The organism is Algoriphagus sp. (genome assembly GCF_029254265.1).
Taxonomy (GTDB): Bacteria; Bacteroidota; Bacteroidia; order Cytophagales; family Cyclobacteriaceae; genus Algoriphagus.
This window is the reverse complement of sequence record NZ_JAQWXX010000080.1, coordinates 18764-42277: the sequence shown is the minus strand read 5'-3', so window position 1 is coordinate 42277 and position 23514 is coordinate 18764. Positions and strand designations below refer to the sequence as shown.

Below are 23514 nucleotides of genomic sequence, written 5' to 3'. Positions count from 1 at the left end.
TCAAAGTTTCATGTAAGCTTTTGAAAAAAATTGATTACTGCTTACAAATAATACAGGTTTCAAAACATCCCTTCTGCCATATTTCAGACTTATGAATTGGATATAACTGCCTTTTAGGAGGTGTTTAATCAGTATTGACTTCTTGGATTCATATCCAATTGTTGGCTGGAATTAAATTGGGAATAATAATTAAAAAGAAAAATCCGGACTGATTTGCCCGGATTTTCTTTTATTATCAAAATCCAACCGCTTTGTCATCACCTCTTGGATCTGCTCCGCCTTCGAGTTTGCCACTTGGTAAAACTAGGATCGCATCCACTTTTCCTATGATTGGGTTATTATTTTCCATGATTTGGTATCCCTTCGATTTTAAATTGGAGATCAAAAGCGAATCAAAGGAATTCGGCTCAAAGCTCACCAAGTCCGGAAGCCATTGATGATGAAAACGAGGAGCTTCTACAGCCTCTTGCATTCCCATATTGAATTCATAGACATTTAAAATTGTCTGGACAACAGAAGTTATAATGGTCGATCCACCAGGAGTTCCCACTACCATCCAAAGTTTGCCGTCTCTTTCTACGATGGTCGGAGTCATAGAGCTTAGCATACGTTTTCCAGCTGCAATGCTGTTAGCCTCAGCTCCAATCAAACCAAACATGTTTGGCACACCTGCTTTAGAACTAAAGTCATCCATCTCATTATTCATAAAGAAGCCTAGCTCATCCACGAAAAGTTTGCTGCCATAGGCACCATTAAGCGTAGTGGTGACAGAAATTGCGTTTCCATCAGCATCTACTATCGAATAGTGAGTAGTTTCCATACTTTCTGCGAAAGCTATTTCTCCAGCTGCGATGTCCTCAGATTTGGTTGCTTTTTCCAAATTGAAACTTTCCATACGAGATTTTAGATATTCCCCCGCTGTCAATTCAGCGATAGGAATTTCTACGAAGTCAGGATCTCCTAAAAAGAAATTGCGATCCGCATAAGCTCTACGCTCAGCTTCTACTAGTAACTGAATATGCTCAGGACTATGAAAAGGATATTGACCGATCGAATAAGGTTCAATCATACCAAATATCTGTGCGATAGTCACACCACCACTACTTGGGGGTGCCATTGAAATGATTTTCAGATCCTTGTAAGGAAATACAATCGGATCTCTCCAAACTGCTTCATAATCAGCCAAATCAGATTCAGTGATGATTCCACCTTTAGATTGCATGTGGGCGGCAAGGATTTTTGCAGTTTCCCCTTTGTAAAATTCATCTCTGCCATTAGCGGCGATTCTTCTCAGGGTAGCTGCCAATACTGGAATTTTTAAGGTGTCTCCGCCTTTGATTTCTTGGCCAAAAAAAGTTTCCGGTCCATTTACCTCAATAAAGGTTTCTTGAAGTTGCCTTAATCGCTCAGCTTGCCTGCTGGATACAACAAAACCTCTTTCTGCCAAATCTATGACAGGTTGTAAGATTTCAGCTGGGGTTAGTTTTCCAAATTTTGATTGAGCTTCAAAGATCCCTGCAATTGTTCCTGGTACACCTGATGCCATTGCACCCTTTGTACTCAACTCAGGGATTATTTCGCCATTTTCATCCAGATACATATCCCGATATGCAGCAGATGGAGCTTTTTCCCGATAATCAATTGAGCCTACAGTTCCGTCTGCCATTCGATAGACCATAAATCCTCCTCCGCCTAGATTTCCTGCAAAAGGATAGGTGACAGCTAATGCCATTTCGGTTGCCATCATTGCATCAAAAGCATTTCCTCCTCGCTGAATTATCTCAAGGCCTATTTTGGATGCTTCTTCACGAGCAGAAACGACCATTGCCTTTTCGGCAATTTCTCCTTGTTTTCCGGAAGTTTCAGTTTCTTTTTTTGTGCAGGAGAAAAGAGAAAATACCAAGGCTACAGTAAGGCTTAGTATTTTAAAGTTGCTGATTTTATGATTCATTTTAATCGAGTAGGGTGCTGTTGAATAGTTTCAGAATCCGCTTGTATTCATCGGTCCAAGAGCTAGGTTCTACGAAACCATGATCTTCCACGGGATAAATAGCCATCTCCCAATTGTCTTTTTCAAGTTCAATTAATCGCTGAGAAAGCCGGACTACATCTTGAAAATGTACATTGACATCGACCATTCCATGCGCCATGAGTAGATTTCCTTTAAGACCTTCCGCAAAATAAATCGGGGAGGAGCGACGGTAGGCGATTGGATCTTCCTCAGGAGTGTTCAAAATATTAGCAGTGTAGCCATGATTGTAATGTGCCCAATCAGTTACAGACCGCAGAGCAGCTCCAGACTTAAATACATCAGGCTCATTGAATAGGGCCATAAGCGTGATAAATCCACCGTAACTTCCGCCATAGATTCCGATTCGATCTGCATCTACTCCTTGAGAATCGACTAGGTACTTGGCTCCATCAACTTGATCTGATAGATCTTTGCCTCCCATATGTCGATAGATTCCAGTTCGCCAGTCTCTTCCATATCCTGCCGAGGCACGGTAATCAATGTCCAAAACGGTATAGCCCAGATCAGTGAGTAAGTTGTGAAACATGTACTCTCTAAAGTAGCTACTCCACCATTTATGAGCATTTTGTAAATAACCAGCACCGTGGACAAAGATCACCGCAGCACCATTTTTCTTTTCTGGATCTGGAGCGTAAAGCCTGGCAGGAACTTTTGCTCCATCTTCGGCATCAAAACGGATAATCTCCGGTGCCCGCCAATTGTATGATTTGAATTCTTCACTTTGCCCGTAAGTAAGTTGAACTGCCTTTGAACCTACTTTATTATCCTGAATAAAAAGCTCAGTTGGTTGGTTGCTGAAGGAGTAGAGGATAGCAAGTTTTTTCTCATCTGGAGAAAGACTAACCTCATTATTCCCAGTCATGCTTGTAAGTTTTTCCATCTTTCCACCCATTAAAGGCATCTTGTAAAAATGTCTTTCACCAGGATCAACTTCTGAAGTGGTCAAATACCAATACTTTTTATCCTTGGAAATAAATGGATCAAAAACCTCATAATTACCACTAGTCAGGGCCATTTTTTCGCCTGAATTGATATCCAATAAATAAAGGTGGGAGTAACCGGTCTCTTCGGATTGGAAGTAGATGTGACGATTGTCCGGTAACCATCCGAATGTACCAGGAGAAAAAGTCCAACCTATTCCCGGTCCACCGATCCAAGCTTCATCACGTTGCCGATCAAGAACTTTAAGGGCACCAGTCTCCATATCAATACTTGTAATCCATCTATCCTTATTGTCATAGGATTTCACTTGGAGAATGGCATTTCTGCCATCGGGAGAAAAAAATGGACCTGCCAATGCGACCTCCCTATCTTTCTCTTCCCAAGTTTTATCTGGATAGTCTTTGGTATAATCAGGTAAGTCTTTAATTCCCGGAAGGTCAGTTGTTGAGATAAAATAGACTGTATCTCTCTGTAAATCATAAATCCCTATTTCTGAGGTGGTCGGCTTAGTGCCAACTTTAGGTCTTGCATTTAAGTCTTCGGTGTATCCTGATGCAGCCACGTAATCTGGGACTTTGGTGCCTTTGTTGCTTTCAGTCTTGTAATATGCAAAGGTTGCAAATCTTCCATCAGGTGAAAGTTGAAGGCTTGAAGGATTTTTTCCAGAAGTATAGTACATGAATTTTTCTTCCCCTTTTTCAGCAATAGATTCTCTATATGCTTTCGATTCTTCAGATTTTTTTTCACGCTGGGAAATTACTTGGAGTAAAGCCAGGTTTTCTTCCTTGACAAAACCCATGTTTTCAGATTTATTATCCGAGCTAGCTTTTTTTGAAGGTTCGGAGCTGTTGGAGATATTCGTGACTTTCTGGACTGCTTTAGTTTCTATATCGACTACATAGATGTTGTTGGAGAAGTTAAAGGCTACTTTTTTTTCATTTGCTAAAAAAGTTGGATTAGAAAAATTATCAAACCAATCTAAAATCACTTGGGTTTTGCCTGTTTTCACCTCCTCAAGAAGTAATTGATTCTCTTCTTTAATAAGTCGGAGTGTTTTGTCTTGATTGAAATTTCTTGAGGTATTTCGAAGGGCTTTTTCTTCTGGCCAGTGGACTTTCGATATTACATTTAAATTGGAAATTGCGATTTTGTAAAGGGAATCTGATGGGTCTTTGTCACGATTGTATTCGAAGTAAATCTGCTGTGAATCTTCACCCCATCGTGCTCCAGAAGGGAAAGTTCCCATCCAAGCTGGATCCCGCATAATGTATTCTACGCTTAGGGGAGTTTGAGAGAAAGCAGCTGTGAAACACAGAAATAGAATTGGCAGAAATAGTAGTTTTTGCCGCATGGAATAAAGGGGTTATTTGGAAATTAGTTAAACAGATTTGAGGAAGTCGTGAAGTTCTTCTTCGATTTTGGATAGGTTAGATTGAAGTTGTTCATTGAGTGCTAATGAATCTTCCACGTTTTCTTCAATCCTTTCGATTAGTTTCCTTGTGCTTTGAGCTCCAATGTAACTCATGCTTGGTTTAGCCTTATGGATTCGCTTTTTGATTGTCACAAAATCATTTGATTCATAGAATTGAGGAAGTTCCTTAAGGTCGTGAATATTTGAAGTCAAAATAATCTGGATCATAGATTTAATTAAATCTGGATCGTCGTCTCCAAAGTATTGATAAATAGACTGCTCACTGATGAGTTGATACATAAATCTTAAAACTTGGTAAAAATAGAGAGTAGCTTTTGGATAAAATTAAAACATTTTTCAAAAAGTATCATTTTCTATCCTAGGAGATACATAATCGAATCAAAATACCCAATCCTTTCCCCGGAATACGTAATTTTGTAAAAGTTACAATTGAACCAAAATCTTCATGCAGAAAAATAAAAAGATTTTTCTTATCCTTTTTGTGATTTTCATGTTAATCATGTGTTGGATCGGCTACGATATTTCCCAGAGGACAACATTTCCTGGATCCAAAGGGAATCTAAAGGAAAGAATTAGCACAGGAGAAGGCGACAAATAATCATGACAGGTAAAAAAATAGATGTAGATAAGCTCGATTTGGAGCGAATGAAAGATAAAACCACTGAAAATCCAGGTATGTTGCCTTATGCGCATCACTCGGGGAGTGCGATTATCAAACCTGAGGACAAAGGGAAGATTACAGGTAGAGCAGTGGCGGCGATGCATAGTCAGACTGACATGCAGATGTCCCAAATCTATCAGCAGATGCAATTACTGGCTGATCAAGCCAAGAAAATCCAGTCTCGTGTGGAGGTTTCTGAACGTATTTATGGTGCATCTATTTCTTTTGAGCCGCTGATCAATCACACCTATTTTTTGTATCAAAAGTCAGATGGAACAGATTTTTTAAGCATGATCGCTCCTGAAGAGTGGGGAAGGAAAAAAGATTGGGCGGAATTTATTGCGGAAATCAAATTACTTGCTGACCATACTTGGGATATCCTGAGAGAAAACACCTAAATCATGGATAATTTGATGACTCGCCAACTTGACCTGATCCTTCGGGAAGGTGGAGTTGATTATGAGCCAGAGTTTGAGTTGGAGGTCAATCCATCTTTTTTAGATACAAAAGGCAAAACTTGGCTCACTGAAATCTATGAAGATTTAGGTGGGCAAGGGGAATTACCTTTGTTGCAAAAGCTGAAATTCGATTTCAAAATCAAAAGAAACTTGATCATTTGGGATGATGAATTACATTTTAACCGATATCGCTTAATCAGCCTACGATCAGATTTATATTCTGATTTCAATTTCCAATTTACAGAAGGAGTTAAACGAGTTTGCAGAACTTTCGAAAAAGAATGTCTAAAAGCCGGGATGCAAGAGCGGATCTGGAACGGTTCGCCCTTTGCAAAAAGTAGTTTTGGAAAAGCCTCCGAACCTGCTGATTTTACCCAAAACGGAAGTCCGGGCTGGAAGCTTACGGCCTATAATGATGCCCAGATGGACCTCCAATCACGGATTCATGGATATAAAATTTTTCGACTTTATCCCTATGAAACTCTAATGACTGGAGGTTCTCTAAAGCGATTAGATCAGTTGCTGGTCAATCCTAAAGAAGAACAACAAGTGATGATTTTCAACTGGCTGATGCGGAAGCTGGATAACTAGTAAGAATTCTAGGCAAAAAGCCCAAACATTTCACGCTCGATTTTCTCTACTATAAAAGAAAAATCCTCCGGACGCTCGACAAAATCAAGATGATTGACGTCGATGATAAGAAGTTTGCCTTCCTTATAATTTGCAATCCATTCTTCATAGTGTTCATTGAGGTGCTTGAGGTAATCAATTCGCATGGTGGTCTCATAGCTTCTTCCTCGCTTTTCTATCTGACCAACAAGCTTTGGGATGTCAGCCTTAAGGTAGATCAATAAATCAGGTGCCTTAACATGTGAGATCATGCTATCGAACAACTCCTTGTAGTTCCAATAATCCCGCTCAGTCAAAAGCTTACTTTTATACAGATTTGCTGCAAAAATATAGGCATCCTCATAGATCGTACGATCCTGAATAGTGGAGGCACTGCTTTCTTGGATTTTCTTAAGTTGGTTGAAACGAGAGTTGAGAAAATACACCTGAAGGTGAAAAGCCCATCGTTGCATATCTTCATAGAAGTCAGCAAGATATGGGTTATTGTCTACAGCTTCAAATTCAGCCTTCCAGCCATAGTGTTTAGCTAGTTTTTCTGTGAGCGTGGTTTTACCACTTCCGATATTTCCAGATACTGCGAGATGCATTTAAGAGTAATTATTTGATGAATCTTGGCGCCACAACGATATCCTTGCTGCCCTTGGTGTATTGATAAAAACCTTCTCCAGTTTTCACTCCTTTAAATCCAGCTTCTACCATATTCACTAACAAAGGGCATGGTGCATATTTTGGATTTCCAAAACCATCGTGAAGTACTTTCAAAATTGAAAGACAAACGTCCAATCCTATAAAATCAGCTAATTGAAGTGGGCCCATAGGATGAGCCATTCCAAGTTTCATCACGGTATCTATTTCACTTACTCCTGCCACTCCTTCAAACAGCGTATAAATTGCCTCATTGATCATGGGCATTAGGATTCGGTTTGCTACGAAACCAGGATAGTCATTTACCTCGACAGGTTCTTTGCCCAGATTTTGAGAAAGCGTCATAATTTCGACAGTCACCTCATCAGACGTGGAATAACCACGGATAACTTCCACCAGCTTCATCACAGGCACAGGATTCATAAAGTGCATGCCGATCACTTGGCTTGGTCTTTTAGTGACTGCTGCGATTTTGGTAATCGAAATAGAGGATGTATTGGTAGCCAAGATGGCAGAAGTAGGACTGAATTCATCCATTTTTCTGAAAAGATCCAGCTTGATGTTCATGTTTTCTGTGGCTGCCTCAACCACAAGATCAGCAGATTTCACACCGTCTTCGAGGCTTGTGAAAGTAGAAATCCGACCAAGGGATTGATTTTTTTCATCTTCTGTTATTATTCCTTTTCCTACCTGACGATCCATGTTCTTTGAGATCGTGGTCAAGGCACGGTCTAGTGCATCCTGACTTATATCTATTAGAGATACAGGATGTCCATGCTGCGCAAAAACGTGTGCGATGCCGTTTCCCATCGTACCTGAACCGATAACTGAGATATTTTTCATAAGTAGGTGATTAAGAGTAAAAACTAGAAAATTTGGGTTTATTCGAATTAAATTATGCCTCAAAGCTACTCTTGAAAGGCTCCAATTCCAATTTTTAACCCTAGCATTCCCGACTTTGTTTGTCGCAAAACTTCCCTTTATAAAATTATTTATTGGCTACCTTTGAGCCATGAAAGAACTTGGAATCATCTCTACTTTACCGATTAATCGATTCACAGACTTCGGCGCCTACCTAGCCTTGAGTTCAGGAGAAGAAGTACTACTCCCTAAAGGATACCTGACTGGCGAGGAAAAGGAAGGGGATCTCAAAGAAGTTTTTGTTTATACAGATTCCGAGGACAGACCTGTAGCAGTAACTCAAATGCCGTTAGCTTTTTTGGATGAATTTGCAGTTTTGGAGGCGAAAGAAGTGACTGATTTTGGGGCTTTTATGGATTGGGGATTGCCAAAAGATTTACTTGTGCCCAAAGCTGAAATGGGTAAAAATATGATTCCCGGAGAAAAGTACCTTGTGAAAATCTGTGTGGATCATAGAACGAATCGACTGATCGGAGTGAACAAATACCGTGATTTCATCTTTGATGCGCCAATTGAATTCTCTGAGGGAATGGAGGTGACAGGGTTGATTTTCGAAGAAACTGACTTGGGCTACAAAGTCTTGGTTGAAAATGAATTTGAAGGTTTACTTTTTAAAAATGAAGTTTTTCAACCAATTCAGATTGGAGAAAAGCGCTCCGTTTTCATTAAAAAGAGACGGGACGATGGAAAGTTGGATCTACAGCTTTTGGCTCCCGGAAGAGAGAAGTATGATGAGGGTTCTGAAAAGATCCTTGCCATTCTAGAAGAAAAAGGCTTTTTGCCGCTGCATGATAAATCTAGTCCGGACGAGATTCAATCGATGCTTGGCATGAGTAAGAAACATTTCAAGCAATGTATTGGGCAATTATATCGAGCTCGAAAAATTCAACTTTTGCCGGATGGGATTTCACTGAACGCTGCGAGTTGATAATGGAGATTGATTTAGATACTTTTTCAAAAGAGAGTAAGTCTGCTTTTCCAGCATACAAGAAATTGGGCCAACGACTTCGAAAAGCCAAATCCAAAGAGTTGGACTCGCAATTTCAAACCCTGCATGAGAAAGTTTTTTCGGACTTAGATTGCTTGGATTGTGCGAATTGTTGTAAAACCACTAGTCCGATTTTTTTGAATACTGATATAGACCGACTGGCGAAAGTATTCCGGATGAAGAGTAGCAATTTCATTGACGAATATTTACACCGGGATGAAGAGGGGGATTTTGTATTGAATTTTTCCCCATGTCCATTTTTGGGAGATGACAATAAATGCCTTGTCTACGAAGATCGTCCCAAAGCCTGCAGAGAGTATCCACATACTAATCGGAAGAATATGCAGGGAATTTTAGAGCTTTCTTTGAAAAATACCCTTGTTTGTCCTGCAGTTTTCAAAATTTTCGAGCAGATTGGGGAGAATTATAGGAAGTAATCTGAATCTTTTGCTTTTTTGAAACTCAAACCTATGGAGAAAACAATGCATAATCAGGACACACACTTTCTTGGTGTGGATGTGGGAGGTACCCATTTGAAGATCGGATTGGTCGATAAAAAAGGAGAAATTTTAGACTTTCAAAAGGAGGATACCACTCCATACAGAGACGATGAACATGGCTTTGGTCCTTGCTTTATCAAAGGTTTAAAAAAGTATCTTGAAAAATATCCAACGGTTCAAAAAGTAGGAATTGGGCTTCCAGGTTTGATCTCTAAAGACAGGACTACAACGCTGGAAATTCCTGCCATTCCAACTTTGAATGGATTTAATCTGAAAGGCGGCTTGGAAGCTGCGTATCCTGAACACGAATTTTTCCTGGAAAATGATGCTGCAGCTGCCGCGATGGGAGAGTTTTACTATGGGAAAGACAATCCAGAAGAGAATTTCATTTTTATCACCATGGGCACTGGAATCGGTAGTGCCTTGCTGCTTGACGGTCAGGTGTTCAAGGGGTCGAGAGGCAATGCCATGGAAATGGGACATATGCTGGCTCAAGGAACATCAGGTTTGGAGACTCTGATTGGAAGAAAAGGGATCTTGACAATTATGGCCCGTATGGTCGCAGCCTATCCTGAAAAGGCAGGTTCTTTGATCGGGGCAGAGCCTGGCACCCATTTATTGGTTGATACCGCAAAAGCAGGTAATCCCGTTTCCTTGATGGTATTTGAGGAAGTAGGAAGAATTCTTGGAGAGGCTATTGTGTCAACTATCCGGATTTTGGATACAAATACAGTTTATTTCGGAGGTGGGATTTCTGCAGGATTGGAATTCATGATGCCGACCATGGAGCACACAATCAAGCAATACCTTACTGCTTATTATGTGAAGGACCTGAAGCTCAAGAAAGCTACTCTAGAAAATAATGCAGGAACCTTAGGTGCTGCTGCGCTCTGTTTTATGGGTTCAGGGTTGTAATATTTACTTCAGAAACCTTACTAATCGCATTCATTCGAAAAAGAACCTTTAGAGGTTCTTTTTCTATTTCCACTCCATCGCAATTATCACTTGGTTCTAGGAAATAAAAGAAAAAGCTTTGGCTTTTATCCACAAGTTCAACTCGATCTGGTCTCCCGAAAGTTTTGATCAGTGCTTGATTATCAGCGCCCAAGAAAGAATTCTTAATTCGTTCTAACTCTTCAAGGTCCTGCATTCTCAGTCCTTTGCAACCGTATCGGTCCGATTTCCAATTTTCGATATTTATATTCCCAGTTTCCAACTTGCTGCTACAAGCACTGAGAAATAATAGGAGGATAATGGAAAACAGGTAACCAATGGAATTATTCATAGAAAGTTAGGTTTGTGGAATTTTGGGAATCTTTGTTTGGTGAAATCAAACATCGACTTAATTCGGAGCGATCTGTATTTTATGATTTATGCAAAACCAAGAATACTTCAAATAGCCTTGATTTTCATTTATTTGGGGATTTTTCAGAAAGTTATTGTCAAAGATAATGATAAAGTGAACAACCATTAAAGGGATTCTGTTTCATGAAATCGGTTATATTAGCACCTTCAATCCCCCTAAAATATGTTATACCGATTTGGAAAGGCATTCTATTTCCTGACTCTCTTTGGCTTTATTTTCCTTCTGCTTTATTTCTATTCTGCAATGCCTGAGTCGATTGGGTATGGAATGGACGAAACAGGGTCTATTGTCGACCGGATTCCTAAAAGCAATTTCTTCTATATCATGATTTCGATTTTTGTGGTTTCAAATTTAGTTGTACTGATTCCACCAAAACTATTAGAGACCAAAATTCACAAAGGTCTTACAAAGATATTCCCGGTAGGTGACATATTTCGGGATTATTACCTAGGATGGTTTTATTCTTTTGGAGGAATTTTAAATCTTAGCCTTATCATGATGGTTTTCTATACCCATTCGATTAATAACCAAAATGAAATCGCCGCAAGTGAATTCAATTTCTTTTTCTATTTAATTCCTTCACTTCTAGTCCTTTGGGTAATAGGGCTTTTTGTGATTTTTGCTGGCAAATTCAAACAGATTCAATATAATTCCTAAAAACTCAAAAAGTAAATGGCAGAAATAGGAAAATATAACGAAGATAGTATCAAGTCCCTTGACTGGAGAGAGCACATCAGACTCAGACCCGGAATGTATATCGGGAAACTTGGAGATGGAAGCGCACAGGATGACGGTATCTATGTGATGGTGAAGGAGATCCTTGACAACTCGATCGATGAGCATATGATGGGATTTGGTCGGACTATTGAGGTTAAAATCACAGATCAAAAAGTAGAAGTTCGAGATTATGGACGTGGGATTCCTTTGGGCAAAGTCATTGATTGTGTATCCAAAATCAATACCGGAGGTAAATACGACTCCGGGGCATTTCAAAAATCAGTTGGTTTAAACGGGGTAGGTACCAAAGCTGTAAATGCGCTTTCCGATTTTTTCAAAGTGCAGTCTTACCGTGATGGTGAGACGAAAGTCGCAGAATTTGAGAAAGGGATTTTGACGAATGATCAGAAAATCGATAAATCTTCCGATCGAAATGGGACTAAAATCGTGTTTTCTCCAGATGGTAGTATTTTTAAAAATTACCATTTCATTCCAGAATATCTCGAAAATCAGATTTGGAATTATGCTTATTTGAATGCAGGTCTGACGATTAATTACAACGGTAAAAAGTATTTTTCTGATAAGGGGCTTTATGATCTTCTTTCTAATAAAGTGGATGAAGAAGCGATTCGATATCCGATTATTCATCTCAAAGGAAATGATATCGAACTGGCGATCACACACTCAGGACAGTATGGAGAGGAATATTACTCCTTCGTCAATGGCCAATATACCACTCAAGGTGGTACTCACTTGGCAGCATTTCGGGAAGCGATCGTAAAGACTATTCGGGAATTCTATAAGAAGGATTATGATTCCTCAGATATTAGACAAAGTGTTGTAGCTGCGATTGCAGTACGAGTTCAAGAGCCGGTATTTGAATCTCAGACCAAAACCAAACTGGGTTCGCAATCTGTGGGGCCGGATGGACCGACATTGAGAACATTTGTCAATGATTTTGTGAAAACAGAATTGGATAACTATCTCCACAAAAATCCAGCGGTAGCAGATGCGCTTCTGAAGCGTATTTTGCAATCAGAAAGGGAGCGAAAGGAAATATCCGGAATCAAGAAACTTGCAAACGAGCGGGCAAAAAAAGCAAATCTTCACAATAAGAAGCTTCGGGATTGTAGAGTACATTACGATGATCCAAAAGCCAACGAGGATGCAAAGAACAATACCATGTTGTTTTTGACTGAGGGTGATTCCGCCTCCGGCTCAATCACGAAATCACGGGATGTGCAAACTCAAGCTGTATTTTCTCTTCGAGGAAAGCCTCTGAACTGCTTTGGGATGACCAAAAAAGTGGTTTATGAAAACGAGGAGTTCAACTTACTTCAGCATGCACTGAATATTGAAGACGGAATTGAAAATCTTCGCTATCGAAAGATTGTGATTGCTACAGATGCAGATGTCGATGGAATGCATATTCGTTTGCTGATTATGACTTATTTTCTTCAGTTCTTCCCTGATTTGGTGAAAAACGGTCATTTATTCATTCTGGATACGCCACTTTTCCGGGTTAGAAACAAGAAGGAAACAATCTATTGCTACTCCGATGAAGAACGACAGCGAGCGATTCATAAACTTGGGAACAAGCCTGAAATCACTCGATTCAAAGGTTTGGGTGAGATTTCACCAGAAGAATTTGGGACATTTATCGGTGAGGATATTCGTCTCGAGCCGATTATTTTGAATAAAGAGACCAAGATTCCTGATCTTTTGAATTTCTATATGGGAAAGAACACTCCAGATAGACAATTATTTATTATCAAGAATCTTAAGGTAGAAAAAGACCTTGCGCTGGAGGATCCAAAAACCAAAGAAGTAGAAGAGGAAACCGAGGCTGCTTAAAACAAAATTCCAGCAAGAATTAAAAATACAATAAGGTAAATAGCTTGTAGATCAACTTGATTGATCAGACTAAAATCGAATTTTAATACATGAGTGAAGAACAAGAAAAGCCAGTAAATCCGGAAGAGACCCTTCACACGTCTGTTCCAGTCACTGGAATGTACAAAGATTGGTTTTTGGATTATGCGTCTTATGTAATTCTAGAGCGGGCGGTTCCTGCCATCGAGGATGGTTTAAAGCCGGTACAGCGAAGAATTCTCCATGCGATGAAGGAAATGGATGATGGTAGATTTAACAAAGTCGCCAACATCATTGGACAATCGATGCAGTATCACCCGCACGGAGATGCCTCAATTGGAGATGCAATAGTAAATATTGGTCAAAAAGAATTGTTGATAGAAACCCAAGGAAACTGGGGTGATGTACGAACAGGCGATCGTGCTGCGGCAGCTCGATATATCGAAGCCAGACTTTCCAAATTCGCACTAGAAGTAGTTTTTAATGCCCAGACAACTGAATGGCAATTATCATATGACGGAAGAAAGCGAGAACCTGTCACTTTACCAGTCAAATTCCCACTTTTATTAGCTCAAGGAGTAGAGGGAATTGCGGTAGGTCTTTCTACCAAAATCCTTCCTCATAACTTTATCGAATTGATCGAGGGGTCAATTGAAATATTAAAGGGAAACAAAACGAATGTTCTTCCTGACTTTATCACAGGAGGTCTGGCGGATTTTTCGGAATACAATGAAGGCCTCAGAGGAGGTAAGGTCAAACTTAGAGCTCGGATCGAAGAGGAGGATAGCAAAACACTTCTCATCAAGGAGATTCCTTATGGTACGACCACAGATTCCTTGATCGATTCCATCCTCAAAGCAAATGACAAAGGGAAAATCAAAATTAAAAAAGTTGTAGACAATACAGCTAAAGATGTGGAGATCGCTATTCAGTTGGCACCGGGAGTTTCTCCGGATGTGACGATAGATGCGCTCTATGCATTCACAGATTGTGAGGTTTCGATTTCACCAAATGCCTGTGTAATCATTAAGGATTCTCCGGTTTTCCTTACAGTCAACGACATATTAGAATACAATACCAAACAGACCAAGTCGCTCTTAAAGCGGGAATTGGAAATCAGGAAAGCAGAATTACTTGAAAAATTGCTTTTCTCTTCCTTGGAAAAAATCTTTATCGAAAATCGTATTTACCGGGACATTGAAGAATGTACGACTTGGGATGCGGTTTTGGAGGCAATAGACAAAGGTTTAGAGCCTTATAAACCTGACTTTTATCGGGAAATAGTTCAGGATGATCTGATTCGACTGACCGAAATCAAAATCAAAAGGATCTCAAAATTCGATGCTCTTAAAGCTGATGAATTAATGAAGCGCCTTCAGGACGAACTGAAGGAAGTGAACCATAATCTTCGAAACTTAACAGATTACTCTATTAACTACTACCAAAACCTACTTGAAAAATACGGGAAAGGTAGAGAGCGAAAGACCGAGATCCGAACATTTGATACCATTCAAGCCAATGTAGTGGCGGCAAATAATGCTAAATTATATGTCAATCGTACAGATGGATTTGTAGGGTACGGTTTGAAGAAAGATGAGTTTGTATGTGACTGCTCTGATTTGGATGACATTATCGTCATTCGAAAAGATGGAATTTGCATGGTTTCCAAAATTCAGGAGAAGAATTTCATGGGCAAGGACATTCTTCATGTGGCAGTTTTCCGCAAAGGAGATGAGCGGATGGTTTACAATTACATTTATCTGGATGGTATCACGGGTCGAGCCATGGTGAAGCGTTTTCAGGTATTGGCAGTCACCCGAGACAAGGAATATAATTTAACCAAAGGAACTAAAGGTTCTAAGACACTCTATCTGACAGCTAACGCTAACGGAGAAGCAGAAATCGTAACCATATTTTTAACACAAGGAGCTAAAGCCAGAGTCAAGGTTTTTGATTTTGACTTTGCATCTATTGAGATCAAAGGCAGAGGAGCGGGTGGAAATATTCTTACCAGACATCCTATTCGAAAAATCCAACTCAAAATGGAGGGTGTTTCTACTTTGGGAGGTCTGAATATTTATTATGATCCAACAGTGGGTAGATTGAATACCGATGAGCGTGGTAAATTGATTGGGAACTTCTTGGGCGAGGATAAGATTTTGGTCTGCTACAAGAGCGGAGATTACGAGCTTACAAGTTTTGAGTTAACGAATCGATATCAGGCGGATGATGTGGTTTTGATTGAAAAGTTTGATCCTGAAAAAGTACTTTCGGCAGTTTATTTTGATGGCGCTAGCAAAACCTATTACATCAAGCGATTCCAGATCGAAACCACTACTTTAAATAAGAAATTCAACTTTATCTCAGATCATAAACAGTCCTATTTGAAGTTGATTTCTACTGAAAAACAACCTCAGGTTTCAGCGATACTGATCAAAGGAAAAGAGGAAGAACAGGTGGACTTTGATCTGGATATGTTAATCGATATCAAAGGCTGGAAAGCTTTAGGAAATAAGTTGAGTACCTACCAAGTAAAGGAAGTGTCTCTGATAGCACCGAAAAAGTCTGATAAAAAATCTGATGACGCTGAGGAGGAAGCTATTGAAGATGAGTCAGATGAACAATTGGATGTCGGGACTACAATAGATTTGTCACCCAAAAAAGATGATGAGGAGCAGTTGGGACTGTTTTAGGTAGTCCCGATTCATCGTTTTAAACGAATGGAGCATTACGATCAAGGATTTTTGGATTACTTGAAAACTTATCTTTCAGAAAGTAGAAAGTCTATCATTGAGTCTGTTTTGGCTCAGCGAACGAGGCATTTTACGGTTGTTTTGGAAGATATTTTCAAGCCTCATAATGCCAGTGCAGTTCTTCGTACCTGTGATTGCTTTGGGCTTCAGGATGTTCATGTGATTGAGCGGACCAACCAATATAAAGTCAATCCATACGTCACACGAGGAGCTTCCCATTGGGTTGATCTTCATAAATATTACAACCCGGAAGGTTCGGCAGTCGAAGAATGTTTTGGAAAGCTAAAAGCTACTGGATATAAGATTTATGGTACCAGTCCTGCTCCTGGATCGATGAGTATTCATGACTTAGATCCTTCGGAAAAAATGGCATTGGTATTTGGTAATGAGCATGAAGGAATCAGTCAGGAAGTGAAGGATCATGCAGATGGACTTGTGCATATTCCAATGATGGGCTTTACAGAAAGCTTTAATATCTCCGTTTCCGCCTCAATATTTCTTTATGAATTGACGAATAAGGCCAAGCAAGCAGGGATAGAAAACTATTTTTTATCAGAAGATGAGAAAAATACGCTCCGAATGAAATGGTATCAATCAGTGGTCAAGCGTGCGGATTTACACGAAAAAGCTTATCTAAAAAAGATCAATTCATAAATCTATTTTTTAAAAATAGCATCTAGCTTTTCATTAAAACTCGGTTTGTTTTGCTTATTTCGTGCCTTTTGGCGCTGACGCTGTTTCTTTTTCTGTTCTTTACTTTTTACCAATACCATGCGTGCGGATAGTCCTATTTGCCCACGATAAAACTCAGATCTTCCTACCAAATTGATATTTGGTTTGTAGTCTAGGGAAATGACTGTATTGAGAAGTGTCATTTCTATTCCCCCAATCAAATCTACACCTGTAGTATTGTTACCATAGGTTCTAATAATGGTTTGATCGCTTTCATTCTTTACATAACTCTCTTCTTTTCCCAGTGAAAGACCGGCACCATAATAATAATTGAAGCGCTTAGAAATGATAGGGTGATGCTTTTTAGCTAAAATGGAAAAGGTACTGTTGAGGTTAAAATCAGATTGAAGAATCGCCTCCAAACTGGCATGCTCAGCAATCCGTTGCTGAGCAGTAATACCAAAAGTTCTACTGATTTGATTATTTCCCATCCGGATACCTAATGTTGTTCCGTATCGCTGAGTCTTAACTTCTGAAAAAGCCGAAATTAAAATGATACTGATGAATAAAATTGATCTAGTCATAGTTAAGAAATTGTTTTTCCCTTTGGACAATAACCATTCCAAGAAAATTATAGTAATCCTTATGTTAGAGGTTTTTAGAGTTTGGGAATATTTCTATTAATTTGAATTCCAACCTCACTTATCCCTTAAATCAATAAACCCAATGAAGAAAATCCTTTTGTTTCTTTTCAGCCTAATTGTAATTCTGGTTTTGGCAGCTTGGATTTTTTCACTTTACCAATTCAGGGATCGTCACAAAGGCTATTGGATCGATCTAAATCTTCAATCCAGCCAAAATGATATACAGGCAGGCTTTTCTAAAATAGATATCAGCCCCGAAATCACTGAAACTTGGGTCGATACCAATGGTGACGCCAGATATAATCCTGAAGATGGGGATACCTTTTCTGATACGAATGGGAACGGGAAGTTTGACGGAGTTTGGCTGGCAGGTTTTCATACAGGGAGAGCGGCTCAAGCAGTTTTAGATCCACTTTGGGTAAGAGCGATGGTCTTGGATGCCGGTGATGTGAAAATGGCTTTGGTAGTAATTGATATGATAGGGTTTGGAAATGACGAGGTAATTGCCAGTCGGAAATTGATTCAGGAAATGAATCCGGAGTTGGATTATGTAATCATTACGAGTACTCATGTACATTCTTCCCCGGACTTGATGGGGATGTGGGGAGCTTCCCAATATGAGAGAGGGGTTGATCCGGCTTATCTTAATCAAGTTCAAAAAGGGATACAAGAAGCAGTGAAGCAAGCTTCAGAAAATAAAAGAAAGGCAGTATTTCGATTTTCAGAAGAGCAGGAAAAGTTGAAACCACTTGTTGGCGACACCCGAGATCCACAAGTTTTAGATGCTGGTCTAAAATTAATGCAAGTGCTGGATGCCGAAACTTATGAAACACTTGGTACGATCATGAATTGGGGAAATCACCCCGAGACGCTTTGGTTAGAAAATATTGAGGTGAGTTCAGACTTTGCCCATCACTGGAGAGAAATGGTGGAAAATGGAATTGTGGAAAAGGATAGTGTTTTGATGGAAGGAGTAGGAGGTGTGGCAATTTTCCTGAATGGTGCTATAGGTGGATTGATGACGACACATCCATCTATGGAATTGATAGATCCTTTTTCAAAAGAAAAATTTCAAAAACAAAATCCGGAAAAAATAATCGCTCAAGGGAGGGCTTTAGCAAAAGTTACCTTGGAAACACTTCGTGATAGCTCTTACCTAGAAGTGAGTAAATCCAATTTAGCCGTCAGAGCTGAGACTATCGAGTTGAAAATGGATAACAAGCTATTTCATTTAGCTGCTTATCTGGGGATTTTTGATCGGGGTTTTACCAAATGGAAACACATCCGATCGGAAGTTGCAGCATGGAAACTCGGCCCAGCTACTTTTGTGCATGTGCCTGGAGAACTTTATCCTGAGATTTTGCATGGAGGGATAGAGAGTCCATCTGGAGGTGATTTTGGAATTCAGCCTTTGGAGGTACCTGCTCTTCAAACTCAAATACCAGGTCAGTTTAAGTTTTTTGCAGGGATGTCAAATGATATGGTTGGTTATATCATTCCAAAAAGCCAATGGGATGTTGAGCCGCCTTTCACCTACAAGAATCAAGATAGACCATACGGAGAAATCAATTCCCTTGGCCCGGAAACTGCACCGAAAATTCATTCATCGGTCTTAAAAATTTTGAAAGAACTGAAATAAAAAAGGCTCCAATCTTATAAGATTGGAGCCTTTTAGTTCTAATTCTTTTGATTTTAAGATTCTGAGATCGTGATCTTTTCGATTACATCTCCAGCTTTGATCGCGTCGATTACCTCTAGACCTTCTACTACTTTACCGAAGCAAGTATGATTCCGGTCTAAATGAGCAGTATTGTCGCGGCTATGACAAATGAAAAACTGAGAACCACCGGTATTTCTACCTGCATGAGCCATGGATAATACACCACGATCGTGATATTGGTTCTCACCTGTCAATTCGCAATCAATTTTATATCCAGGTCCACCTGCACCATTTCCGATAGGGCAACCACCTTGAATTACGAAGTTTGGAATAACCCGATGAAAGGTCAGACCATCATAGAAGCCTTTGTTCGCTAAATCCACAAAATTTTTCACAGTGTTTGGAGCATCTTTTTCATAAAAATCTACTTTCATAGTGCCTTTGGCTGTTTTGATCTCTCCTGTTTTCATGAGTAGTAATATCTTGTTAGAATGTTTATTTCTTTTTCGATTTAGAATTGCAAAAATAGAATTTTAAAGCGAAGTACCTAAAGAGAATTTTATTTACTTCTTTTTTTCAAATACTTGAATAAAGCATAGTCAATGAACTTATATAGTAAAATTTCAATAAATAGATTGATTATTACTAGAAAGTAAAAACCTAAACTTCGTTCAAAAAAAATCCCACAATTTGAATTGTGGGATTTTCTTCATTCTATTTTCAACCTAAGGGTGATCCTTCCAAAATATCCGCGGTTGCAAAATCTTCGAATTTCTTGAAGTTATCGCGGAAAGCTTTGGCAAGCGTACTTGCTTGTCTATCATAATCCTCAAGGTTTTCCCAAGTATTTCTTGGGTTTAGTACTTCTGCAGGAACATTAGGACAAGTTTGAGGTACTTGGAAACCAAAGATTGGATGACTCTTATATTCTACTTTATCTAGTTTCCCTTCAAGTGCTGCGGTGATCATCGCTCTGGTATAGGAGAGTTTCATTCTTGATCCTGTTCCATAAGCACCACCAGTCCATCCAGTATTGATCAACCAAACGTTAGTTTCGTGTTTTTCCATTTTCTCCCCAAATAGTGTTGCATATTCAGTTGGATGTAAAGGTAAAAATGCAGCACCAAAACAAGCTGAGAAGGTAAGTTTCGGCTCTGTGATCCCCATTTCTGTTCCGGCAACTTTGGCTGTATACCCTGAAATGAAATGGTACATTGCCTGACTTTTATTGAGTTTGGAAATAGGAGGAATCACTCCAAATGCATCCGCTGTCAAAAAGAAAATATTCTGCGGAATTCCTGACGTCGAAGGGGAAAGCGCATTTGGAATAAAATTAATTGGGTAGGCAGTTCGTGTATTCTCAGTGATAGATTTATTTTCAAAATCAACTTCTCGGGAATCCGGTTTGAATCTGGTATTCTCTACGATGGCGCCAAAACGAATGGCATCCCAAATCTCAGGTTCTTTTTCACGTGTAAGGTCAATTACTTTTGCGTAGCAGCCACCTTCGAAATTGAAAACTCCCGATTCTGTCCATCCATGCTCATCATCTCCAATCAAGCTCCGGTTGGGATCTGCGGATAGCGTGGTCTTACCAGTTCCTGAAAGTCCAAAAAAGATTGCGGTATCCTGATCCTTTCCCACATTTGCTGAGCAATGCATTGAAAGCACCTGCTTTTCATGTGGAAGGAGGAAATTGAGAACAGAAAATATCCCCTTTTTCATCTCACCAGCATAGCCGGTACCACCAATTAGAATCATTCTTTTTGAAAGATTTAAGATGGCAAAATTTGGATTTTTTGTTCCGTCAGTTTCAGGATTAGCTTCAAAACCAGGGGCGCAGATAATAGTGAAGTCATGTTCAAAATTTTCCAATTCTACTTTGGATGGTCTTAAAAACATGTTGTTACAAAAGAGGTTATGCCAAGCCCAGGTATTGACTACCTTAAGATTTAAACGGTGATTTGGATCCGCTCCAGCATAAGCATCTCGGACAAATAAATCCCGATCTTGAAGGAAGACTTTCATTTTTTCCAAAAGAGCATCGAATTTATCCGAGTCGAAGGGAATATTGATATCTCCCCACCATACAGATTCTTTGGTCTTTTCGTCTAAGACGATGTAGCGATCCTTTGGAGATCTTCCTGTGAACTTGCCCGTATCTGCCATCAAGGCGCCGGTGGAAGTAAGAAAACCTTCCTTCCTGGCCAAAGCATGTTCTACTAAGGCGGCAGGAGGAAGGTTGTAGTGTACTTTTCCGCTTGTCTTCAAGTCTAGAAAAGACAGGGGATCGATCTGGGTTTCCAGAACTTGTTCCTGCATAATATTTGGGTTTTACAAACTGAAAATTGTCTCCACAAAAATAATCATTTCTCTAAAATATTGATCAAAAAACTGCATTTTTTAGCTTTTCAATCGATTACGAAAGAAAAACCAATGAAAATTCTGCGGCAAGTATCAATGTCTTGGAATCCCAAGTAAAAGCTCATTTCAAACATCAGAAAATTTTGTTTCTAAAGGATATTTCCTCCGGGTTAACTTTGGAAACAAGTAAGAAAATAGATTATCATTGTAAAAATGAATTCACCCAAATAAAACTATCCTTGGAAAAACAACTCAATTCAGAATTCGCGGGGCCAACAGTTTTTGGTCATCCTAAAGGTTTGATGACCTTATTTTTCACAGAAATGTGGGAAAGATTCAGCTATTATGGAATGCGGGCTTTACTTATCCTTTTTATGACCACTGCGGTAATTGATGGTGGGTTGGGATTTGATGATAAAACCTCAGGAGCGATCTATGGTCTCTATACAATGGGGGTCTATTTACTAGCATTACCTGGGGGATGGCTTGCTGATCGGCTATTTGGTCTGAAGAAATCAGTCTGGTATGGAGGGATTATTATTGCTTTGGGGCACTTTACAATGGCACTTCCAGGGCTGGTAAACTTGTTTGGAACGGCTGAGGTTGAAAAAGTGGCACTTTCAGCTTTTGATACAAATTCCTTTTTCTTGGGTTTGGTTTTAATTGTGTTTGGAACAGGCCTTCTGAAGCCAAATATCAGTTCAATCGTAGGCCAATTGTACCCTGCTGGAAGTTCAAAGCGAGATGCTGGATTCTCGATTTTTTACATGGGCATTAATTTGGGAGCTTTGATAGCTCCCATAGTTTGTAGCACTTTGGCTACTTACGATTGGCACCTTGGTTTTGGTGTAGCTGGATTGGGAATGGTAATAGGCTTAATTCAGTATAAACTGACCAGCCAAGCATTAGATGGTTTAGGCGATCAACCTATAGTTGAGTCTGCTGAAGAAAAAATCAGTTTTAATAAGCTTAAAAAAGGAACTACCTATGTGATTGGGGCATTGATTGCCATAATCGCTGTTCTTTTTACAGGAATAATTCCAATCGATGTTTCTGCTATTGCGGGGGCATCAGGTACAATCATAGCAGTGGTGGCTTTTGGTTATCTTGGTTATGTTATTGCTTTTGGAGGATTGGATAAAGGTGACAGAAATAAGGTAGGAGTAATAGCAATCCTTTTCTTATTCTCTGCCATGTTTTGGTCTGGTTTTGAGCAAGCGGGTTCTACTTTAAATCTTTTTGCAGAGCGATTCACCGATCGTACCGTTTTTGGATGGGAAATTCCTACTGGATATTTTCAATCTATCAACTCGATGTTTATCATCATTTTTGCTCCGATTTTCGGTGCAATGTGGGTGTGGCTAGGACGAAGAAATATGGAGCCTAGTTCTCCTTTGAAGTTTGCCTTCGGATTATTCGCGCTGGGGATGGGCTTTTTGGTAATGTATTTTGCAGCTAAAATTGCTGCTTCAGGTGATCTAGCAGCACCAACTTGGTTAATAATGACTTATATGCTTCATACATTTGGAGAGTTAAGTTTATCGCCAGTGGGATTGTCTTTGGTTACTAAGCTTGCACCAAAAAGTTATGGTGGGCAAATGATGGGAATCTGGTTCTTGTCTGTTGCTTTAGGGAATTTGATTGCCGGTTTGATCGCGGGTGAGGCAAGTGGTGGATCTGAAGAAGCTTTAGCTCAGATGCCAGATCAATATATGTTGATCGTTTACACTGTTCTTGGATCTGCTGCGCTACTATTTGTACTAAAACCTATCATCCGAAAAATGATGGGGGAGGTTCATTGATTTGAGGGCTAATAGACTTAGATCCAATTAATCAAAATAAGGAAATCCAATATGCAGGAACTTGTACATTACTTTTTGCATCTTGGATTTCCTTTTTTTATTGCATTTGTTTTTTTTAGAAAAGAATGGAAAAAGGTCTATTTGATTCTACTAGCTACTATGCTAGTCGATTTAGATCATCTTTTCTCGACGCCTATTTTTCTAGCCAACCGATGCAGCATACAGTTTCACCCGCTTCATACGAGTTATGCGATGGTGGTTTATGTGGTTTTTCTTTTCCTCCCAAAACCATTTAAAATCATTGGAATTGGCTTATTATTTCACATGCTCACGGATTATGTGGATTGCATTTTCACCTTCCAAAAATGTGGTGACTGCCTAGCGGAATCGCCAATTTTTGATCTTATCAAAGCCACTTCAAATTGGCTTGGATTATAAAATCATCAGGAATCAAG

Annotated in this window: 21 protein-coding genes; 12 read left to right on the top strand and 9 right to left on the bottom strand. The window is 39.5% G+C overall.

Going from position 1 to position 23514, the window contains the following annotated elements:
• Nucleotides 1-235: 235 nt before the first annotated feature.
• The 3 genes from ggt to P8O16_RS11940 are packed head-to-tail and all read right to left on the bottom strand — an operon-like array spanning nt 236 to nt 4685.
• Nucleotides 236-1951 carry a gamma-glutamyltransferase gene (gene ggt, locus P8O16_RS11950; RefSeq protein WP_300315090.1) on the bottom strand — a complete coding sequence of 572 codons (1716 nt, stop codon included), beginning with the start codon at nt 1949-1951 and terminating at the stop codon, nt 236-238.
• A 1-nt stretch (nt 1952) separates the two neighbouring features.
• Nucleotides 1953-4325 carry a prolyl oligopeptidase family serine peptidase gene (locus P8O16_RS11945; protein ID WP_300315088.1) on the bottom strand — a complete coding sequence of 791 codons (2373 nt, stop codon included), beginning with the start codon at nt 4323-4325 and terminating at the stop codon, nt 1953-1955.
• Between the two features lie 27 nt (nt 4326-4352).
• On the bottom strand, nt 4353-4685 hold the full coding sequence (locus tag P8O16_RS11940) for an Hpt domain-containing protein (protein ID WP_300315084.1): 333 nt from the start codon (nt 4683-4685) through the stop codon (nt 4353-4355).
• A 321-nt stretch (nt 4686-5006) separates the two neighbouring features.
• Between P8O16_RS11940 and P8O16_RS11935 the strand changes: the two genes are divergently transcribed.
• Both P8O16_RS11935 and P8O16_RS11930 read left to right on the top strand, forming a co-directional pair.
• Nucleotides 5007-5465, top strand: coding sequence for a DUF2452 domain-containing protein (locus P8O16_RS11935; protein ID WP_300315081.1), 459 nt, complete (start codon nt 5007-5009; stop codon nt 5463-5465).
• A gap of 3 nt (nt 5466-5468) precedes the next feature.
• On the top strand, nt 5469-6116 hold the full coding sequence (locus P8O16_RS11930) for a hypothetical protein (RefSeq protein WP_300315079.1): 648 nt from the start codon (nt 5469-5471) through the stop codon (nt 6114-6116).
• Nucleotides 6117-6124: 8 nt separating this feature from the next.
• Here P8O16_RS11930 and P8O16_RS11925 read toward each other — a convergent pair whose 3' ends face one another.
• Together P8O16_RS11925 and P8O16_RS11920 are read right to left on the bottom strand one after the other, a co-directional pair.
• Nucleotides 6125-6742 carry a deoxynucleoside kinase gene (locus tag P8O16_RS11925; protein ID WP_300315076.1) on the bottom strand — a complete coding sequence of 206 codons (618 nt, stop codon included), beginning with the start codon at nt 6740-6742 and terminating at the stop codon, nt 6125-6127.
• A 10-nt stretch (nt 6743-6752) separates the two neighbouring features.
• Entirely contained in the window at nt 6753-7643 is an 891-nt protein-coding gene (locus tag P8O16_RS11920; protein ID WP_300315073.1) for a 3-hydroxyacyl-CoA dehydrogenase family protein, read from the bottom strand.
• Nucleotides 7644-7812: 169 nt separating this feature from the next.
• Between P8O16_RS11920 and P8O16_RS11915 the strand changes: the two genes are divergently transcribed.
• The 3 genes from P8O16_RS11915 to P8O16_RS11905 are packed head-to-tail and all read left to right on the top strand — an operon-like array spanning nt 7813 to nt 10124.
• Entirely contained in the window at nt 7813-8649 is an 837-nt protein-coding gene (locus P8O16_RS11915; protein ID WP_300315070.1) for a S1-like domain-containing RNA-binding protein, read from the top strand.
• 2 nt (nt 8650-8651) lie between these two features.
• Entirely contained in the window at nt 8652-9146 is a 495-nt protein-coding gene (locus P8O16_RS11910) for a YkgJ family cysteine cluster protein (protein ID WP_300315067.1), read from the top strand.
• A gap of 45 nt (nt 9147-9191) precedes the next feature.
• A complete protein-coding gene (locus tag P8O16_RS11905) occupies nt 9192-10124 on the top strand; it encodes an ROK family protein (protein ID WP_075351221.1) in 933 nt (310 codons plus the stop codon).
• On the opposite strand, the gene P8O16_RS11900 is transcribed toward P8O16_RS11905, so the two are convergent.
• Nucleotides 10105-10494, bottom strand: a complete 390-nt coding sequence (locus tag P8O16_RS11900) for a hypothetical protein (protein ID WP_300315064.1) — start codon at nt 10492-10494, stop codon at nt 10105-10107. The genes P8O16_RS11905 and P8O16_RS11900 overlap by 20 nt on opposite strands.
• A gap of 243 nt (nt 10495-10737) precedes the next feature.
• Between P8O16_RS11900 and P8O16_RS11895 the strand changes: the two genes are divergently transcribed.
• The 4 genes from P8O16_RS11895 to P8O16_RS11880 all read left to right on the top strand — a co-directional run bounded on the left by P8O16_RS11895 (nt 10738) and on the right by P8O16_RS11880 (nt 16571).
• On the top strand, nt 10738-11232 hold the full coding sequence (locus P8O16_RS11895; protein ID WP_300315061.1) for a DNA topoisomerase IV: 495 nt from the start codon (nt 10738-10740) through the stop codon (nt 11230-11232).
• Between the two features lie 15 nt (nt 11233-11247).
• Nucleotides 11248-13146, top strand: coding sequence for a DNA topoisomerase IV subunit B (locus P8O16_RS11890; protein ID WP_300315058.1), 1899 nt, complete (start codon nt 11248-11250; stop codon nt 13144-13146).
• An 89-nt stretch (nt 13147-13235) separates the two neighbouring features.
• Nucleotides 13236-15857, top strand: coding sequence for a DNA gyrase/topoisomerase IV subunit A (locus P8O16_RS11885; RefSeq protein ID WP_300315055.1), 2622 nt, complete (start codon nt 13236-13238; stop codon nt 15855-15857).
• 27 nt (nt 15858-15884) lie between these two features.
• A complete protein-coding gene (locus P8O16_RS11880; RefSeq protein ID WP_300315051.1) occupies nt 15885-16571 on the top strand; it encodes an RNA methyltransferase in 687 nt (228 codons plus the stop codon).
• A gap of 2 nt (nt 16572-16573) precedes the next feature.
• Here P8O16_RS11880 and P8O16_RS11875 read toward each other — a convergent pair whose 3' ends face one another.
• Nucleotides 16574-17173 (bottom strand): hypothetical protein, encoded by a 600-nt coding sequence (locus tag P8O16_RS11875; RefSeq protein WP_300315048.1) that lies wholly within the window; start codon nt 17171-17173, stop codon nt 16574-16576.
• Between the two features lie 142 nt (nt 17174-17315).
• On the opposite strand from P8O16_RS11875, the gene P8O16_RS11870 reads away from it, so the two are divergent.
• On the top strand, nt 17316-18872 hold the full coding sequence (locus P8O16_RS11870) for a hypothetical protein (protein ID WP_300315045.1): 1557 nt from the start codon (nt 17316-17318) through the stop codon (nt 18870-18872).
• Nucleotides 18873-18925: 53 nt separating this feature from the next.
• On the opposite strand, the gene P8O16_RS11865 is transcribed toward P8O16_RS11870, so the two are convergent.
• Entirely contained in the window at nt 18926-19363 is a 438-nt protein-coding gene (locus P8O16_RS11865) for a peptidylprolyl isomerase (RefSeq protein ID WP_300315042.1), read from the bottom strand.
• A 250-nt stretch (nt 19364-19613) separates the two neighbouring features.
• Nucleotides 19614-21215, bottom strand: a complete 1602-nt coding sequence (gene pckA, locus P8O16_RS11860) for a phosphoenolpyruvate carboxykinase (ATP) (protein ID WP_300315039.1) — start codon at nt 21213-21215, stop codon at nt 19614-19616.
• 281 nt (nt 21216-21496) lie between these two features.
• Between pckA and P8O16_RS11855 the strand changes: the two genes are divergently transcribed.
• Together P8O16_RS11855 and P8O16_RS11850 are read left to right on the top strand one after the other, a co-directional pair.
• A complete protein-coding gene (locus tag P8O16_RS11855; RefSeq protein ID WP_300315036.1) occupies nt 21497-23059 on the top strand; it encodes a peptide MFS transporter in 1563 nt (520 codons plus the stop codon).
• A 51-nt stretch (nt 23060-23110) separates the two neighbouring features.
• Nucleotides 23111-23497, top strand: coding sequence for a DUF6122 family protein (locus P8O16_RS11850; protein WP_300315033.1), 387 nt, complete (start codon nt 23111-23113; stop codon nt 23495-23497).
• The last annotated feature ends 17 nt before the right edge of the window (nt 23498-23514 follow it).